Annotated in this window: 15 protein-coding genes; 8 read left to right on the top strand and 7 right to left on the bottom strand. The window is 63.3% G+C overall.

All coding sequences use genetic code 11. The features are described 5' to 3' along the window. Positions 1 to 119: 119 nt before the first annotated feature. The 4 genes from KPG71_RS15505 to KPG71_RS15490 all read left to right on the top strand — a co-directional run bounded on the left by KPG71_RS15505 (position 120) and on the right by KPG71_RS15490 (position 4,920). Complete coding sequence (locus KPG71_RS15505; RefSeq protein WP_216338957.1) at positions 120 to 986, top strand: branched-chain amino acid aminotransferase; 867 nt, start codon at positions 120 to 122, stop codon at positions 984 to 986. Positions 987 to 1,117: 131 nt separating this feature from the next. Further along, positions 1,118 to 3,145, top strand: a complete 2,028-nt coding sequence (locus tag KPG71_RS15500; RefSeq protein ID WP_216338955.1) for an NADPH-dependent 2,4-dienoyl-CoA reductase — start codon at positions 1,118 to 1,120, stop codon at positions 3,143 to 3,145. Between the two features lie 161 nt (positions 3,146 to 3,306). Further along, positions 3,307 to 4,212: a LysR family transcriptional regulator gene (locus KPG71_RS15495; protein WP_216338953.1), complete on the top strand. Its 906-nt coding sequence runs from the start codon at positions 3,307 to 3,309 to the stop codon at positions 4,210 to 4,212. Positions 4,213 to 4,380: 168 nt separating this feature from the next. Beyond that, positions 4,381 to 4,920 (top strand): NADPH-dependent FMN reductase, encoded by a 540-nt coding sequence (locus tag KPG71_RS15490; RefSeq protein WP_216338951.1) that lies wholly within the window; start codon positions 4,381 to 4,383, stop codon positions 4,918 to 4,920. Here the strand turns inward: KPG71_RS15490 and amrS are convergent. Beyond that, the gene (amrS, locus tag KPG71_RS15485) at positions 4,917 to 5,984 is read right to left on the bottom strand and encodes an AmmeMemoRadiSam system radical SAM enzyme (protein ID WP_216338949.1); all 1,068 of its coding nucleotides are present in this window, start codon (positions 5,982 to 5,984) and stop codon (positions 4,917 to 4,919) included. The genes KPG71_RS15490 and amrS overlap by 4 nt on opposite strands. Positions 5,985 to 6,040: 56 nt before the next feature. Between amrS and amrB the strand changes: the two genes are divergently transcribed. Next, positions 6,041 to 7,426 (top strand): AmmeMemoRadiSam system protein B, encoded by a 1,386-nt coding sequence (gene amrB, locus KPG71_RS15480; RefSeq protein ID WP_216338947.1) that lies wholly within the window; start codon positions 6,041 to 6,043, stop codon positions 7,424 to 7,426. On the opposite strand, the gene KPG71_RS15475 is transcribed toward amrB, so the two are convergent. Further along, a complete protein-coding gene (locus tag KPG71_RS15475) occupies positions 7,423 to 7,827 on the bottom strand; it encodes a VOC family protein (protein ID WP_216338945.1) in 405 nt (134 codons plus the stop codon). The two genes, amrB and KPG71_RS15475, sit on opposite strands and share 4 nt — an antisense overlap. A 269-nt stretch (positions 7,828 to 8,096) precedes the next feature. Then, positions 8,097 to 9,128 (bottom strand): FAD-binding oxidoreductase, encoded by a 1,032-nt coding sequence (locus KPG71_RS15470; RefSeq protein ID WP_216338943.1) that lies wholly within the window; start codon positions 9,126 to 9,128, stop codon positions 8,097 to 8,099. A gap of 125 nt (positions 9,129 to 9,253) precedes the next feature. Between KPG71_RS15470 and mnmD the strand changes: the two genes are divergently transcribed. Further along, positions 9,254 to 9,928 carry a tRNA (5-methylaminomethyl-2-thiouridine)(34)-methyltransferase MnmD gene (gene mnmD / locus KPG71_RS15465; protein ID WP_216338942.1) on the top strand — a complete coding sequence of 225 codons (675 nt, stop codon included), beginning with the start codon at positions 9,254 to 9,256 and terminating at the stop codon, positions 9,926 to 9,928. Continuing rightward, positions 9,925 to 10,797, top strand: coding sequence for a DMT family transporter (locus KPG71_RS15460; RefSeq protein ID WP_216338940.1), 873 nt, complete (start codon positions 9,925 to 9,927; stop codon positions 10,795 to 10,797). The genes mnmD and KPG71_RS15460 overlap by 4 nt, the downstream gene beginning before the upstream one ends. Here KPG71_RS15460 and KPG71_RS15455 read toward each other — a convergent pair. Beyond that, positions 10,794 to 12,758 (bottom strand): lytic transglycosylase domain-containing protein, encoded by a 1,965-nt coding sequence (locus KPG71_RS15455; RefSeq protein WP_216338938.1) that lies wholly within the window; start codon positions 12,756 to 12,758, stop codon positions 10,794 to 10,796. The two genes, KPG71_RS15460 and KPG71_RS15455, sit on opposite strands and share 4 nt — an antisense overlap. Positions 12,759 to 12,922: 164 nt before the next feature. Between KPG71_RS15455 and dapA the strand changes: the two genes are divergently transcribed. After that, the gene (gene dapA, locus KPG71_RS15450) at positions 12,923 to 13,798 is read left to right on the top strand and encodes a 4-hydroxy-tetrahydrodipicolinate synthase (protein WP_216338937.1); all 876 of its coding nucleotides are present in this window, start codon (positions 12,923 to 12,925) and stop codon (positions 13,796 to 13,798) included. A 34-nt stretch (positions 13,799 to 13,832) separates the two neighbouring features. Here the strand turns inward: dapA and KPG71_RS15445 are convergent, their stop codons facing one another. The 3 genes from KPG71_RS15445 to KPG71_RS15435 all read right to left on the bottom strand — a co-directional run bounded on the left by KPG71_RS15445 (position 13,833) and on the right by KPG71_RS15435 (position 16,696). Next, a complete protein-coding gene (locus KPG71_RS15445; protein ID WP_216338934.1) occupies positions 13,833 to 14,531 on the bottom strand; it encodes an NYN domain-containing protein in 699 nt (232 codons plus the stop codon). 20 nt (positions 14,532 to 14,551) lie between these two features. Continuing rightward, positions 14,552 to 15,430, bottom strand: coding sequence for a glutathione-dependent disulfide-bond oxidoreductase (yghU, locus tag KPG71_RS15440; RefSeq protein WP_216338932.1), 879 nt, complete (start codon positions 15,428 to 15,430; stop codon positions 14,552 to 14,554). 153 nt (positions 15,431 to 15,583) lie between these two features. Continuing rightward, entirely contained in the window at positions 15,584 to 16,696 is a 1,113-nt protein-coding gene (locus tag KPG71_RS15435; protein WP_216339065.1) for an S-(hydroxymethyl)glutathione dehydrogenase/class III alcohol dehydrogenase, read from the bottom strand. Positions 16,697 to 16,752: the final 56 nt, after the last annotated feature.

Below are 16,752 nucleotides of genomic sequence, written 5' to 3'. Positions count from 1 at the left end.
ATCATCCTGGCGCACAACAACCGGGACCAGCCTGTCGCTTTCACATATCCGCGGGCGTGGACGGGCTGGACCCTCCCATATAACCGGCCTAATCTGCGCCCGGATACAGGAGGTAGACAATGGCAGTCGGGACAGAGATCAGAACCTATTTCGACGGCGCATGGCATGACGGCGATCTGTCCGTCATGCGGGCGGCCGATCACGGGTCATGGCTGGGCACCACGGTATTCGACGGCGCGCGCTATGCGAACGGCCTGACGCCAGATCTCGACAAGCACTGCGCACGGGTCAACGCATCGGCCAGGGCGCTGATGATCAAACCCACCGTCGCCGCCGACGACATGGTCGCCATCGTGCAGGAGGGGCTCAAGGCCTACAGCCAAGAGACCGCCGTTTATATCCGCCCGATGTACTGGTCGATCAGTGGCGGGCCGCTCGGTGTCATGCCCGACTACGAAGGCGGCACGGGGTTCGCTATCTGTCTCGAAGCCACGCCTATGGCGCCTCCGGGCAGTTCCACCACCCTGGCGCGCACACGGTTCCGCCGCCCGGTTCTGGAAGACGCGGTCGTGAACGCCAAGGCGGGCTGCCTCTACCCCAACAACGCCCGCATGATCGCCGAGGTCCAGGCCAAAGGGTTCGGCAACGCGCTTGTGGCCGACGCGCTCGGCAATGTGGCTGAAAGCGCGACGGCAAATGTCTTCGCCGTCAAGGACGGCGAAGTTTTCACGCCCGTACCCAACGGCACCTTCCTTTCGGGCATCACCCGCGCGCGGCACATCGCCAACCTGCGGGCCGATGGCGTTACGGTGCATGAAACCGTCATGAGCTTTCAGGACTTCCACGACGCCGACGAGGTATTCCTGTCCGGCAACATGATGAAGGTCACACCGGTCACCGCCTTCGAAGATACGCAGTATCAGATCGGCCCGATGACCCGGCGCGTGCTGGATCTCTATTGGGACTGGGCCTCATCCGGGGACTGAGCGCACCGACGCGATACCGACGTTATACAGATGCGGTTTCCGGCGGGGTTGCTCTGCGGCCTTAACGCAGCGTTTCGGGTGACAAACACGCGCGGCCCCGCCATGCTGCCCGTCAAAACCCGGAGGCCGCCATGACCAAATACAGCCACCTTCTGTCACCCCTCGATCTGGGCCATGTGACGTTGAAGAACCGTGTCCTCATGGGCTCGATGCACACCGGCCTCGAGGAAACCAAGGACTGGGACCGCGTGGCAGAGTTTTACGCCACCCGCGCCCGTGGCGGGGTGGGTCTGATGGTCACCGGCGGCATGGCCCCCAACCCCGAAGGCGGTGTTTTTCCCGGCGCGGCAGGGCTTTATACCGAACAGGACATCGCCAACCACCGCCACGTCACCGACCGGGTACATGACGCGGGCGGGCGCATCGCCATGCAAATCCTGCACGCCGGCCGCTATGCCTACGGCCCAAACTGTGTAGGCCCCTCACCCATCAAATCGCCCATTTCGCCCTTTCCCCCCAAGGAACTGGACGAGGACGGCATCGAGAAACAGATCGCCGATATCGTCACCGCCGCCACCCGCGCCCGCGAGGCGGGCTATGACGGGGTCGAAATCATGGGGTCCGAGGGCTATTTCCTCAACCAGTTCCTCGTGACCCACACCAACAAGCGCACCGACAGGTGGGGTGGCTCGTATGAGAACCGCATGCGCCTGCCCGTCGAAGTGGTGCGCCGCGTGCGCACTGCCGTGGGCGCGGATTTCATCGTGATCTACCGCCTGTCGATGATCGACCTCATCCCGGATGGCTCGACCTTCGACGAGGTCGTAGAACTGGCCCAGGCGGTGGAACAGGCCGGGGCAAGCATTATCAACACCGGGATCGGATGGCACGAGGCGCGCATTCCCACAATCGCCACATCCGTGCCACGCGCGGCCTTTGCCTGGGTCACGAAAAAACTGATGGGCAAAGTCGGCATCCCGGTCATCACCTCGAACCGGATCAACTCCCCCGACGTGGCCGAACAGGTATTGTCGGATGGCTGTGCCGATATGGTCTCGATGGCGCGGCCTTTTCTGGCCGATCCGGATTTCGTGAAAAAAGCCGCCGATGACAGGGCCAGCACCATTGCGCCCTGCATCGCCTGTAACCAGGCCTGTCTTGACCATACTTTCAGTGGCAAGATTTCAACCTGCCTGGTCAATCCGCGCGCCTGCTATGAAACGGAGTTGACGGTAACCCCCTCCGACCGCCCGAAATCCATCGGCATCGTCGGCGCGGGCCCTGCCGGGTTGGCCGCCGCCATTACCGCCGCCGAGCGTGGCCATGCCGTCACCCTGTTCGATCAGGCCGATCGGATTGGCGGCCAACTGAACATGGCGCGCGAAATCCCTGGCAAAGAGGAATTTCACGGGCTGGTCGCTTGGTTTGAAACCATGGTGACCGAACTCGGCATAACTCTGAAACTGAACCAGACAGCCACGACCGACGATCTGACAGGGTTTGACGATGTGATCATCGCCACGGGCGTTATCCCCCGCGATCCGGGAATTCCGGGGCAGGGCGGACCCAACGTGCTGTCCTACATCGACGTGCTGCGCCACAAAGCACCCGTGGGCAAGCGCGCCGCCATCATCGGCGCGGGTGGGATCGGCTTCGATGTGGCCGAATACCTGGTACAGGACGGCGACAGCCCGACCGAAAACCTGTCGGAGTGGAAAGAGGAATGGGGCGTTGGCGACCCGGCAGAGACACGCGGCGGAGTGGCCTCGGAAGGGCCGCAGCCCGAAGCTCCTGCCCGGCTCGTCACCCTGCTGCAACGCAAGGCCGAACGCCCCGGCAAGCGGCTCGGCAAGACGACAGGCTGGATTCACCGTGCGACGCTGCGCATGAAAGACGTACAAATGCTGAGCGGTGTGAATTACGAACGCATCGACGCTGAGGGCCTGCATATCAGCCACGGCGAGGCGCGGGAGAACCCCACGCTGATCGAGGCCGACACCATTGTCCTGTGCGCCGGGCAACTCCCGGAACGCGGTCTTGCCGACGCGTTGGAAGCAAAAGGGATCGCCGCTCATATCATCGGTGGCGCTGATGTGGCCGCAGAGTTGGACGCCAAGCGCGCCATTGATCAGGGAACACGATTGGCGGCAACGCTTTAACCTTCCGCTCCCCGACTGACGATCAACTGGAAACACCGGTTTCCCTGTTTCCATGCCACGAACGATCCGTCACAAAACCCAGATATTGTCGGGCATACGCCCCAGTTGTGCCCGAATTCATCCCGATAACCGATTTCGACAAACGAACAGAGGTATCGAGCATGGATCGCCTGACGGAAATGGAGGCATTTGCAACGGTTGTGGACCAGGGGGGGTTCACGGACGCTGCACGCAAAATGGGGATTTCAAAATCCGCCGTGTCCAAGCACGTTTCTTCACTCGAAGCACGCCTGGGCGCACGCCTCCTGAACCGCACGACACGCCGCGTCAGCCCTACGGAAATCGGTCTGGCCTATTATGACCGGGCATTACGTGTTCTGAATGACGCGGGTGAGGCCGACGCTCTGGTGAGTTCGATGCAATCCGCGCCCTCCGGGTTGCTGCGCATCTCGGTTGCGACGGATTTCGGGGTGAACCACCTCAGCCCGGTTCTGGGCTCATTTCTTGACGAATTCCCCGATATCTCGGTCAACATGGTGCTGAACAACCGGTATGTCGAACTGATCTCGGAAGGGTTCGACATGGCGATCCGCATAGGCGAGCTGGAAGACAGCACCCTGCGCGCACGCAAACTGACCGAGACCACCAAGCGCATGATCGCCAGCCCCGAATACCTGCGAAAGAACGGGCGCCCGACCAAGATCGACGACCTGAACGAACACAAGCTGCTGCACTATTCCAGTCAGTCGGGCGGAGCCGTGTGGAAGCTGACGGCTCCCTCAGGCGAAAAGCGGCAGGTACGCACCGCTGGCGGACTGTCGGTGAATGACGGTCAATCGCTCCTCAATGCCGCGATCGCCGGTCTTGGAATCGCGTATCTGCCCAGCTTTCTGTACGCGCAGGCCATGACCGATGGTCTGGTCGAGGATGTCATTCCCGATCTCCCGGTCGAAACGCAAGGCATCTTTGCGGTCTATCCACCGGGTCGCTTCACACAGCCCAAGGTTCGCGCCTTTATCGACTTCCTCGTTCATGCCTTTGCCGACAAAGGCCCGAACGAGTGGTAAGATTTCCTCGTAGCCAGTAACTGGCCACCTGCCCCGGATGCATACGAGCCTCCGGGGCTTTTTCCTTGTCACGTCCTGCACATTCTTTGTGCGTCTCCTCCTGTTGCCAGATGACGGCGACATGCCGGATAGTCGAGACAGGTTTGATAAGATGAAAAGGAAACCATCATGGCCGATCCAATTCTGGTCACGCTTTCAGGCTCTTTGCGCAAGGGTTCGTACAATCGGATGCTCCTGAAAGAAGCCCGGGCAGCCTTTGGTCCGGCGCAGGTGCTTGAGGGCGATCTGAACTTGCCGCTTTACGATGGCGATCTGGAACAGGCCGAAGGCATCCCCGAAGCCGTGACCACACTGGCCAACCTGATCAAGGGCGCGGATGCAGTCGTGATCTCGTCGCCCGAATACAACAAGGGGGTCAGTGGCGTTCTCAAGAACGCCTTCGACTGGATCAGCCGCGTCGAGGGCATGGCCTTCAAGGGCAAGCCGACTGTGGTCATGTCCGCCAATGCGGGCCGCACGGGGGGCGAAACCGGGCAATACATGACTCTCAGTTGTCTCGTCCCGCTGCAAGCGCAGATCATAAGCGGCCCGACACTCTGTGTGGCAGGGGCGCAGAACGAATTTGACGAGAACGGGAAACTGACAAACGATCATTATCTCGAGGTGCTGGCCACGAGAATGCAGGCGCTGCGCGCCGCTGCAATTTAAACCTCGTGCATGCGAATGGGTAGCCGCTTGCGGCCCCATTCGCCCGGCGGACCTTGGATCACACCCGGAAAGCGCGTGCCACAGGCAGTGCAGAAACCCTGATCGTCCAACTTCCAGTCGCTCAGCATATGCCAGTCACGCCCGATCACCCGCGCACCGCACCCGTGGCAGTAACTGGATTGCGCCTGCGGATGATGCGCGTTGCCGATGTAGACATGCCGCAACCCCGCCATTTGCGCAATCGAGCGGGCCCGCAGGAGGGTTTCCAGCGGGGTAGGATCGTGATCCAGCATCCTGTGATCGGGGTGGAATGCGGTAAAGTGCAACGGCACGTCCGGGCCGCATTCGTCCAACACCCATTGGCTTAGCTGTTCCAGTTCGGCGGTGCTGTCGTTTTCGCCGGGAATCAGAAGCGTTGTCAGTTCCACCCAGCACGGCGTTTCGTTCACGGCATAGCGGATACTGTCCAGAACCGGACCGATCCCCGATCCGGTCAGCTTGCGATAGAACCTGTCGGTGAACCCCTTGAGGTCGATGTTCACCGCATCCAGGGCAGAAAAGAACTCGACCCGTGGCGCATCGCAGATATACCCGGCCGTCACACCAACGGCTTTTACCCCCACCTCGTGGCAGGCGGCGGCGGTATCCAACGCATATTCCAGAAAGATCACCGGGTCGTTGTAGGTAAACGCCACCGAGTTACAGCCATGATCCCGAGCAACCCGCGCAATCGTTTCGGGTGAGGCCTCATGCGCCAGGCTGTCGATCTCACGGCTTTTGGAAATCTCATGGTTCTGACAGAACTTGCACGCCAGATTACAGCCCGCCGTGCCGAAACTCAGCACCGGAGAGCCCGGCAAAAAATGGTTCAGCGGCTTCTTTTCGATGGGGTCGATGCAAAAGCCTGTGGAACGTCCATAGGTGTCCAGAACGATTTCGTCACCCTGCCGCATACGCACAAAACACATGCCCCGCTGCCCGTCCTTCAGGCTGCAAAAGCGCGGGCACAACTCGCATCTGAGGCGGTCGTCGGAGTGCTGTGACCAATATCGTGCGTGCTGCATAAAGCGGGCTTACCTTTCCTTGGGTCTGCTTGATACTTATGTGACATGGTGACGATATGAATAGGCACACAGGCATAAAGGCGCGCGCGCCAGCGGTTGCAGGGCAGTTCTATCCCGCCGATCCTGCCGCGTTGCACCGCATGGTCGAGGCGTGCATCGCCCAAACCGACGCGGAACAACAGCCGCCCGGATCGGGACCATGCGCGGTGATCTCGCCCCATTCGGGCTATGCCTATTCCGGCTGGCTGGCCGGAGTTGCCTGGCGCACCACTGCGGGGCTGCGGCCACAACGGGTGGCCATCCTGTCACCGTCGCACCGGCATGGCTTTGACGGGATCGCCCTGCCCTCTGCCGATACCTTCAGCATGCCGGGTTTTGACGTGCCCGTGGATCAGGCCGCGCGGCAGGCCCTGGCAAACGCAGGTCTGGCCCATGTCGAAGACGCCGCGCACGACCGGGAGCATGGCATCGAAACGCAATTGCCGTTTCTCCACAGCCTGCATCCGAAGACCGAGATCGTACCTCTGGCGATTGGCCGCGCGGCAACAGATCAGGTCGCTCAAGTCATTGATTTCATATCTGAAATGGATGGCCTTACGCTGTTCATCCTGTCCAGCGACCTCAGCCATTTCCTGACTCTGGACGCCGCCAGAACCCACGATCTGGAAACCGCCAAACTGATCGAAACCGGACAGTATGACCGCCTGACCCCGGCACATGCCTGTGGGGTGCGGGCGGTGGCGGGCTATATGGCGTCGCGGCATGGGCAGGGGGCGCGGGTGCAGAGGTTGGCGATGGCCAATTCATACGACCGTTCGGGAGATGCTTCGCGCACCGTGGGGTATGGGGCGTGGGCGTTGTTTGGAACGGAAGGTGAAATCATTCCGAACCCGCACCGTACCGAGCTACTGAACGCCGCGCGCGAGGCATTGCGGGTTCGCCTGCGGCGCGGTTATGGGGCCGAAACGGACGACAAAAGTTTTGCCACACCGTTGCAGGGACATGCGGCCAGCTTTGTCACGCTGACCATCGACAGGCGGTTGCGAGGCTGCATCGGATCTCTTCGCGCGCACCAGCCATTGATTCGGGATGTTATTGAAAACACGTTGAAATCCGGGTTCAACGATCCACGGTTTCAGCCCGTCACGCAGGCAGAGCTGGACCGCATCCGCATCAAGGTCGCCGTGCTGTCACCGTCGCGGGAAATGCGGTTTTCCGATCAGGACGATCTTGTGTCGCAACTGGAGCCGGGGAAGGATGGTTTGATCCTGTCGGACAAGGGGCGCAGGGGGACATTCCTGCCGATGGTGTGGGACAGTTTGCCGGAGCCTCGGGGTTTTCTCGATAGCCTGAAGGTCAAGGCAGGGTTGCCCAGAGAATATTGGAGTGACAGCGTGAGGGTGCATCGCTACCGCGCGGAGAGTTTTGCGGAAGACGATTAACCTTTTGATTTATTGGAAATTTCCAAAAGGTTTCCGTCTGGATCACGCAGGTAGAGCGACAGGATCGGACCGGTGGCGCCTGTGCGCGGAACGGGGCCTTCGATGATCGAAACGCCATGTTTTCGCAGGTGCGCCGCCCAATCGGCAAGCGAAATTTCTGAAAGAAAACAAAGGTCTGCGCTGCCCGATTTGGGATGTGCGGCCTTGGGATCGAACTCGGCGCCGGATTGGTGCAGGTTGATTTTCTGGGAGCCGAAGGTCAGGGCCCATCGGGTGGTGCCGTCGGCGGGGGTGAATTTCTGCGGAGTCATGCCCAGAACATCCCGGTAGAAGGCCACGGTTTTTTCGATGTCGGCAACCGTCAGGACGAGGTGATCCAGCGACAAAACGGATGGGAGCATGTGAACTTCCTTTTGTTTTCAATCCATTATCATCGAACGACCAATGCCTGCAACAAACCGGCTTTGCCCCCTGCGTCGGTGTTCGGGGGCCGTATTCGGAACGCGCGGCGCGGCGGCAAACCGAGCGATTTCTGCCCTGATCCGGTCCAACCTGAGCCGGGAGCATCCAAGCGACGCGCGTTTCGTACGTTTTGTACGAAGTGTACGAGCGTTTTGTACGAAAATCCGGGGGGCGGGCGAATTTTGCCTCCATCATGGACGCAAATCGCCTAATACGACGCCTCGGGGCGGAAGCCCTCGGGGATGGTATCCACCCCGTCCAGAACCAGATCGGCCATGACCTGCCCGACCTTCGGCGCCATGCCGAACCCGATCTTGAATCCGCCATTGGCGATGAACTGACCGTCATGCAGCGGGTGCGCCCCGAGCATCGGCGCGCGTGAACGGCTGCGGGGGCGCACCCCGGCCCATCGTTCGATCACGGGCGCATCGCGCAGGGCGGGCACGGCGGCGCGGGCGCGGGCGATGACATCGTCAAGCTGGCTGTCGGTCGATTTGGGATCGTCATAGTCGCGTTCGGAGGTCGAGCCGATGGCGGTGGTGCCGTCCTGATGCGGGACGATGTGGATGGCATCGGCGAACAGTTGCGGCATGTCGGGCGCGGCATGGGACAGGACCGCGCCCTGCCCCTTGACCCCATTGCCGACCGTGCGGCTGTGATGGGCGGTCAGTTCTTCGAGCCCGGCGGTGCCGGTGGCGTGGATCACTTGGCCGGTCAGGGGACCGTCGGTCACGATCTGCCCGCCCTTTGCGCGGATCGCGGCCACGAGGGCGGCGCAGGCCTGCCGGGGGTGCATCCGGGCGGTGAGCGTGTCATGGATCAGCCAGCCGGTGGGGGTGAGCGGCGCCCAGTCCAGACCGTCGGCGCGGATCACCTGCCAATCGGCCCGACCCTGCCAGAGCGCGCGCGCGGTTTCGGCCCGCGCATGGGCAAGGCCAAGCGCGTGATCGTCGGCCACGGGTTGCAGGCGGCCAAGCCGGGCATAGCCCGGAGACAGGCCCGAAACCTGTTCGACCTTGGCCCAGAAGGGTTCGGCCATGATCAGGCTGTCGAACTGGAAGGCCTTCTTGTCGTTCCAGTTTTCCGGCACATGCGGAGCAAGCGCACCGACCACCCCGCCCGAGGCCCCGGCCCCCGGCCCGTTCGGGTCGATCACCCGCACGGTGGCCCCGCGTTGCAGGCAGGTCCAGGCAATCGACAGCCCAAAGATACCCGCACCCAGAACCGTTACATCGGCCATTGTCATTCCCCCGTCAGAGCGGCATTGTCGGCGCGGTTATGGCACAGGCTGCGGCCCATGCCCATGCGACGGGTGGCGCGATATTGAACTGCGCCCATTCGGCACAAACACGATCCGGGGGAACGATGACAGACGCTGCCAAGCTGGAATGGCGCGCGGGCGAGGTGCCGGTTTCGACCCGGTTCGACGATCCGTATTACAGCCTCGAGAACGGGCTGGCGGAAACGCGGCACGTGTTTCTGGCGGGCAATGACCTGCCTGCGCGGTTTCGCGACGGGTTTCAGGTGGCCGAGCTGGGATTCGGCACCGGACTGAACCTGTTGGCCTGTCTTCAGGCCTGGCGGCAGGCGGGCGTGGGCGGTGTGCTGCGCTTTGCCAGTTTCGAGGCCTTCCCGATGGCGGCCCCCGACATGATCCGCGCGCAGGCGCAATTTCCCGAACTGGGCGACATCGCCGCCGAACTGGCCCCGTATTGGCAGGCCGGGGGGCACGCGATCGACCTGCCCGATCTGGAGTTTCGCCTGATCGTGGGCGATGCGCGCGACACCCTGCCCGGATGGGACGGGTGCGCCGATGCGTGGTTTCTGGACGGGTTTTCGCCCGCCAAGAACCCCGAACTGTGGGAAGAGGGATTGTTAACCGCTATGGGCCAGCATACCGCGCCGGGTGGCACGGCGGCGACCTATACCGCGGCGGGATTCGTGCGCCGGGGGCTGGAGGCCGCGGGATTTGCGGTGGAGCGCATTCCGGGATACGGGCGCAAGCGGCACATGACCCGCGCGACGAAAGGAACGGCATGACCGAACAGAACACCCGCCTCGGTATCCTGCTGATGGTGGCGACCACCCTGATCTTTGCCGTGCAGGACGGGATCAGCCGCCATCTGGCGGCGGAATACAACGTGCAGATGGTGGTGATGATCCGCTATTGGTTCTTTGCCGCTTTCGTGATTGCCGTGGCGGCGCGCAAGGCCGGGGGGTTGCGCGCGGCGGCGGCCACGCGACAGCCGCTGGTGCAGGGGTTTCGCGCGGTGCTGCTGGTGGCCGAAATCTGTGTGATGATCTATGGCTTTACCCTGCTGGGGCTGGTGGAAAGCCATGCGGTGTTCGCCTGTTATCCGCTGCTGATCGCGGCGCTGTCCGGCCCGGTATTGGGCGAAAGCGTGGGCTGGCGGCGGTGGGCTGCGATCGCGGTGGGGTTCGTCGGGGTGATCATCATCCTGCAGCCCGGATTCGGCGTGTTCCAGCCCGAGGCGGTGGTGCCCCTGATGGCGGCGCTGATGTTCGCGCTGTACGGGTTGCTGACGCGCTATGTGGCGCGGGGCGATTCCGCGACGACCTCGTTTTTCTGGACCGGCACGGTGGGGGCTGTGGCGATGACGCTGGTCGGCCTGTGGTACTGGCAGCCGATGAGCGGCCCTGACTGGGGCTGGATGGCGGTGCTGTGCGTGACCGGGGCGCTTGGGCATTACACGCTGATCAAGTGTTACGAGGTGGCCGAGGCCAGTTCGGTCCAGCCGTTCGCCTATCTGCAACTGGCCTTTGCCAGCGCGCTTGGGCTGACGGTGTTCGGCGAAACGATCCGTCCGAACGTGGCGGTCGGCGTGGTGCTGATCGTGGCGGCGGGGCTGTTCACCCTGTGGCGGCAGAAGGTGAAGGGCGAGGGTTAGTCCGACACGGTGCGCAGGGTTGCGCCCGTCAATTCCTGCGAGAACGGTACCGGGTGCGGCGGCTTGCCGAGGCGGGCGCGATAGACCGGCAGGCTTTCGGCGACGCGCATCACGTAGTTGCGGGTTTCGCGAAACGGTATGTGTTCGATCCAGTCCACCACGTCGATCGCATCGCTGCGGGGATCGCCGTTTTCTTCCATCCAGTCGCGGGGGCGGCCCGGACCGGCGTTATACCCGGCGGCCATCATCACCACGTTGCCGTCGAACCGTTCGGCCAGACCGGCCAGATAGGTGCTGCCGAGGCGCACGTTATAGCGCCAGTCGTTGAACACGCGGGCGCGGGAATGATCGGATTCGCCAAGTGCGCGGGCCATGTCACCGGCGGTGCCGGGCATGAGCTGCATCAGGCCCATCGCGCCTGCGCCGCTGACGACGCGGTGGTCGAATTCGCTTTCGCGGCGGGCGATGGACAGGGCCAGTTCCATCGGCACGGGCAGGTCCATGTCGGTCATCGGGTGCAGGGCGTAATAGGGGCCGGGCAGGACGATGCCGCGCTGCGCGGCGGCCTTGCCGATCATCACCTGCAGGTGGGGCTGATCCAGGTCGGCCAGGATCGCGCCCAGTTGCCCCAGCCCGGTGGCGTCGAGACTGTCTGAGAGGCGCACGAAGAACCGCTCGGCGAGGTTCAGCTCGTCCGAGGCGAGGGCCAGGATCGCCGCCTTGTAGACGAGGCTTTGGGTAAAGGCCGCCTGCCGGGGGTCGGGCAGGGCCCTGTCGCCCGCAAGATCGGGGTCGGCGGGGAGACCGGCCTTTTCGGCGGCCAGGAGGCCGTAGAAGCTGGTCTGATGCGCGGCGCCGCGGGCGTAGGATATCTGCGCGGCTTCGGGATCGCCGAGCGCCTCTTGGGCGCGCCCGATCCAGTACCCGGCGCGGCCAAGGGAAATCGGCGTTTCGACCGCCGCGCGAAAGCGTTGAAAATGATCGAGCGCCAGCGCCGGATCGTCCAGATAGGTCAGCGCCAGATAACCCGAGAGCCATTCCAGATCGGCGAAGGACGACCCATCGACCAGCCCGTGCCGCGAGGCCAGATCGTAGGCCGTCTGCGCATTGCCCTCGCGCATCTGCGCGCGCGCCAGATAGCGCCGCCAGCCCGCCCACCGGCCCGGCTCGCCCAGACCCTCATCCGCGCGGCTCTGGCGCAGAATCACCGCGATCGCCTTGTCGCTGTCGTTGCGTTTCAGGTGGCGGTTGAACAGGGCATGAGCCACCAGAGGATCGGTTTGCAGGGCTTGCGGCACATCGTCGGGGGCGATCTTGCCGTCTTCGACCTGCTGGCGGGTTTCGGCCACCTTGCGCCGGGTCTCGCTGACCAGCGGCAGCATCTGGTCCACGTCGCGCAGCCCGCGCCAGAGTGCCATGTCGAGCCGTGTATCGTGGTGCGGCGCCAAGAGGTTCCCGTGGCGCGCGATAAACTGATCGTGTTCGGCGGTGGACAGGTCCATGGTCAGCCAGGCCAGCGCCAGTGTCGCCTCGGCCTCGCCGGTCCGGCCTGCGGCCAGAAGGGCGCGGGCATGGGCCAGCGCCCCTGCGCCGGTTTGCGGCAAGTGCCCGTCGAAAAAGGCCAGAATCTGCGAATCGGTCCCGACCGCCGCCATCCGCTCTTCGCTTTGGCGGCGCAGGTAGTCGAGACCGGGCCAGTCGGAATGCGCGTCCAGAAACGCCGCGACCTCGCCCGGTGTGCCCTGCCCGTCGCTGAGGCGATACCACTCGATCAGCGCCGAGGCCGCCGGGCCGTCACGTTCGGCCAGGCGCGCGGCGACATCCCATCGCCCGCCTTCCATCGCGTAAAGCGCCGCCGCCAGCGGACGCGGCGCAATGCGCGCCGGTTCGGCCGATGAGAGGCTTGCAAGCCCGACACCAAGCCCGATGAGAAAGCAGAACAGGCGCATGATCTCTTGCATTTCCCGCAAAGGCGAAGGATAGACAGCGCCAGCCTATGCGCGCGCAAGGGCCCCGTCCAATCACAAACGGTAATGGACGGCGGTCTGTTGCCAATGCGCGAAATGGGCGAAGATCAGACAGGGGCATTGCGGCCCCGAAAGTGACGACAAGAAAGGAGCGTGTCATGTTCAAAGGATCTTTTCCTGCCCTGGTCACGCCGTTCAAGAACGGCGAGCTGGATCTGGACACGCTGAAGAAACTTGTCGAATGGCATATCGGCGAAGGCAGCAAGGGCCTGGTTCCGGTGGGAACGACGGGCGAAAGCCCCACGCTGACCCATGAAGAGCATGAAACGGTGGTCGAGGAAGTGGTGCGCGCGGTGAACGGGCGTATTCCGGTGATCGCCGGGGCGGGCAGCAACAACACGCTGGAATCCATTCGCTTCATGCAGCACGCCCAGAAGGTGGGCGCCGATGCCGCTCTGGTGGTGACGCCCTATTACAACAAGCCCACGCAGGCGGGCCTGATCGCGCATTTCACCGCGCTGCACGATTGCTGCGACTTGCCGATCATCATCTACAACATTCCGGGCCGGTCGGTGATCGACATGACGCCCGAGACCATGGGCCAACTGGCGAAACTGCCGCGCATCATCGGGGTCAAGGACGCCACCGGCGATCTGGCGCGTGTCAGCCTGCAACGCATGACCTGCGGCAAGGATTTCATCCAGATTTCCGGCGAGGACGCCACCGCGCACGGGTTCAACGCCCAAGGCGGGGTCGGTGTGATCTCGGTCACCGCCAATGTCGCGCCCAAGCTGGTTTCGCAGGTGCAGGAGGCGACGCTGGAAGGGGATTACGCCCGCGCGCTGGAGTTGCAGGACCGGCTGATGCCGCTGCACAAGGCGATCTTTACCGAGCCGGGGCTGGTGGGCGCGAAATACGCCATGTCGCGCCTGGACCTGTGCAGCGAAGAGGTGCGTTCGCCGCTGGTGGGATTGACGGATGCAACCAAGGCGCTGATCGACGACGCGATGCGCCATGCGGGGCTGACGAACTGAAGCCGGGAGACCGGATACGGCCCTGCCAGCCCTTTCAGTCCACCCGGCGCACGTAGAGGTGATTGCCCTCGCGCCGGGTTTCCAGAACCTTGATCGCCGCCACCAGATCGCTGAGTTTGCGATGCCCGTAGGTGCGGGTGTCGAAATCGGGGTTGGCGGCGGTCACTTGCTGGCCGAGGCGGCCAAGCGTGTACCAGTCGCTGTCCTGGTCGATACTGTCCATCGCCTTGAGCAGCAGGTCGCGCGCCTCGGTCAGGTTGCTCGAGCGTTTCGGCGCGGGCGCATCGGCGGTCTCGGAGCCGAGGTTTTCCAGATAGATGAAGCGTTTGCAGGCCTTGCGGAAGGCCTCGGGCGTCTTGCGCGCGCCAATGCCGTAGACCTCGAGCCCCTGTTCGCGGATGCGGCTGGCCAGGCGGGTGAAATCGCTGTCGGAACTGACCAGAACGAAACCGTCGAAGCGGCCCGAATGCATCAGGTCCATCGCGTCGATCACCAATGCGATATCGCTGGCGTTCTTGCCGACGGTGTTGGCGGGCTGGTGGTGGGGCACGAGGCCGAATTCGGCCTGCACCTTGTTCCAGCCGCTCATGAGCTGCGAGGAGAAATCGCCATAGCAGCGGCGCACGCTGGCCTCGCCGATGGCGGCGATCTCGTCAAAGATCGCCCCGGTCCATTTCGGCGAGGTGTTGTCAGCGTCGATCAGGACGGCAAGCAGGGGGGTCTTGTCAGCCATGGCGCGTCCTTTCATCGGGGTCAGTCGGCGCTGTCGCCGATCTTGTCCTGGGTTTTGGTGTCGAAATCGCCTGCATCGTGGCGTTCGAGCAGTTGTTCGTGCGGCTCGCCGCTGGTGCGGTTGACCATGCGGCCCCGCCGGACCGCCGGGCGCGCGTCGATCTTCTGTGCCCAGGCCATGACGTTTTCATAGCTGGCCGCATCGAGGAAGGTCGCCGCGTCACCGTATTGCCGCCCCAACACGAGGTTACCGTACCACGGCCAGATCGCCATGTCGGCAATGCTATACTCATCGCCCGCAATAAAGGGCCGCTCGGCCAGTTGGCGGTTCAGCACGTCGAGCTGGCGTTTGACCTCCATCGTGAAACGGTCGATCGGGTATTGCCATTGTTCCGGCGCGTAATGGTAGAAATGCCCGAAACCGCCGCCCAGATAGGGCGCGCTGCCCATCTGCCAGAACAGCCAGTTGAGCGTTTCGGTGCGCTGCGGGCCCGAGGCAGGCAGGAAGGCGCCGAATTTCTCGGCCAGGTGTAGCAGGATCGAGCCGGATTCGAAAACGCGCAGCGGTTCGGCCCCGGTGCGGTCGACCAGTGCGGGGATCTTGGAATTGGGGTTCACATCGACAAAGCCGCTGCCGAACTGGTCGCCGTCGCCGATACGGATCAGCCAGGCATCGTATTCGGCGGCGTGACCGGCGGCGAGGAGTTCCTCGAACATCACGGTCACTTTCACCCCGTTGGGCGTGCCCATCGAATAAAGCTGGAACGGGTGCTGGCCGACCGGCAGCTCCTTGTCATGGGTGGGGCCGGCGATGGGGCGGTTGATCGAGGCGAACCGGCCGCCCGACGGAACCTCCCATGTCCAGACCTTTGGGGGGATGTAGCCGTTTGTATCGCTCATGCTGCCTGTCCTTCGGAGATCGGTGGGGAATGGCCCACGTGATTGCTGTGGTTCGTCAGCGAACTTATGCCATTGAGGCCTATCAACAATGTTGAGGGCCGCACAAGGGAATGTGCGGCCCTGCAAATCACATCTGTCGTGAGCCTGTGGCGATCAATAGACCACGACCGAGCGGATCGATTCGCCCGCGTGCATCATCTCGAAGCCCTTGTTGATGTCTTCGAGCTTGAGCGTGTGGGTGATCATCGGGTCGATTTCGATCTTGCCGTCCATATACCAGTCGACGATCTGCGGCACGTCGGTGCGCCCGCGCGCGCCGCCGAAGGCCGTACCGCGCCAGGAGCGACCGGTGACAAGCTGGAACGGGCGGGTGGAAATCTCGGCACCCGCCGGGGCGACGCCGATGACGATGCTTTCGCCCCAGCCCTTGTGCGCCGATTCCAGCGCGGTGCGCATCACGCCGACATTGCCGGTGGCGTCAAAGGTGTAATCGCCACCCCCGCCGGTGAGGTCCACAAGGTGCGAGACCAGATCGCCTTCGACATCGTTGGGGTTGACGAAGTGGGTCATGCCGAAGCGTTCGGCCATGGGAATCTTGCCCGGATTCAGATCGACGCCGACGATCTGGTCGGCCCCGGCCAGACGCAGGCCCTGAATGACGTTGAGGCCGATGCCGCCGAGGCCGAATACGATGGCGGTGGAGCCGATTTCGACCTTGGCGGTGTTGATGACCGCGCCGATGCCGGTGGTCACGCCGCAGCCAATATAGCAGATCTTGTCGAACGGCGCGTCCTTGCGGACCTTGGCAAGCGCGATTTCAGGCAGGACCGTGTGGTTGGAAAAGGTCGAGCAGCCCATGTAATGCAGGATCGGCGTGCCATCGAGCATGGAAAAGCGCGAGGTGCCGTCGGGCATAAGGCCCTGCCCCTGCGTCGAGCGGATCGACTGGCAGAGGTTGGTTTTCGGGTTGAGACAGTATTCGCATTCGCGGCATTCGGGCGTGTAGAGCGGGATGACGTGATCGCCCGGCTGGAGCGATTTGACGCCCGGACCCACCTCAAGCACCACACCGGCACCTTCATGACCCAGGATGGCGGGGAACAGCCCCTCGGGGTCGGCCCCGGACAGGGTGAAATCGTCGGTGTGGCACAGGCCGGTGGCCTTGATTTCGACCAGAACCTCGCCCTCTTTCGGGCCTTCGAGGTTCACGTCCATGATTTCGAGCGGTTTGCCCGCCTCGACGGCGACGGCGGCGGTGGTGCGCATGATAATCCCTCCGGGTTTCGATTTGCGCCGAGTCTGAGCGAAATGACGCGGAGTTT

Origin of the sequence: Roseovarius sp. PS-C2 (genome assembly GCF_018862045.1) — a bacterium.
GTDB lineage: Bacteria > Pseudomonadota > Alphaproteobacteria > Rhodobacterales > Rhodobacteraceae > Roseovarius.
This window is presented reverse-complemented; position numbering and strand designations above follow the sequence as displayed.

Excerpts from the sequence above, each read along its gene's own strand:
- KPG71_RS15495 (WP_216338953.1), top strand. The coding sequence starts at position 3,307 with ATGGATCGCCTGACGGAAATGGAGGCATTTGCAACGGTTGTGGACCAG.
- KPG71_RS15475 (WP_216338945.1), bottom strand. The coding sequence starts at position 7,827 with ATGCTCCCATCCGTTTTGTCGCTGGATCACCTCGTCCTGACGGTTGCC.
- KPG71_RS15435 (WP_216339065.1), bottom strand. The coding sequence starts at position 16,696 with ATGCGCACCACCGCCGCCGTCGCCGTCGAGGCGGGCAAACCGCTCGAA.
- mnmD (WP_216338942.1), top strand. The coding sequence starts at position 9,254 with ATGACAGACGCTGCCAAGCTGGAATGGCGCGCGGGCGAGGTGCCGGTT.
- KPG71_RS15445 (WP_216338934.1), bottom strand. The coding sequence starts at position 14,531 with ATGGCTGACAAGACCCCCCTGCTTGCCGTCCTGATCGACGCTGACAAC.
- amrB (WP_216338947.1), top strand. The coding sequence starts at position 6,041 with ATGAATAGGCACACAGGCATAAAGGCGCGCGCGCCAGCGGTTGCAGGG.
- yghU (WP_216338932.1), bottom strand. The coding sequence starts at position 15,430 with ATGAGCGATACAAACGGCTACATCCCCCCAAAGGTCTGGACATGGGAG.
- dapA (WP_216338937.1), top strand. The coding sequence starts at position 12,923 with ATGTTCAAAGGATCTTTTCCTGCCCTGGTCACGCCGTTCAAGAACGGC.
- KPG71_RS15455 (WP_216338938.1), bottom strand. The coding sequence starts at position 12,758 with ATGCAAGAGATCATGCGCCTGTTCTGCTTTCTCATCGGGCTTGGTGTC.
- KPG71_RS15470 (WP_216338943.1), bottom strand. The coding sequence starts at position 9,128 with ATGGCCGATGTAACGGTTCTGGGTGCGGGTATCTTTGGGCTGTCGATT.
- amrS (WP_216338949.1), bottom strand. The coding sequence starts at position 5,984 with ATGCAGCACGCACGATATTGGTCACAGCACTCCGACGACCGCCTCAGA.
- KPG71_RS15500 (WP_216338955.1), top strand. The coding sequence starts at position 1,118 with ATGACCAAATACAGCCACCTTCTGTCACCCCTCGATCTGGGCCATGTG.
- KPG71_RS15490 (WP_216338951.1), top strand. The coding sequence starts at position 4,381 with ATGGCCGATCCAATTCTGGTCACGCTTTCAGGCTCTTTGCGCAAGGGT.
- KPG71_RS15460 (WP_216338940.1), top strand. The coding sequence starts at position 9,925 with ATGACCGAACAGAACACCCGCCTCGGTATCCTGCTGATGGTGGCGACC.
- KPG71_RS15505 (WP_216338957.1), top strand. The coding sequence starts at position 120 with ATGGCAGTCGGGACAGAGATCAGAACCTATTTCGACGGCGCATGGCAT.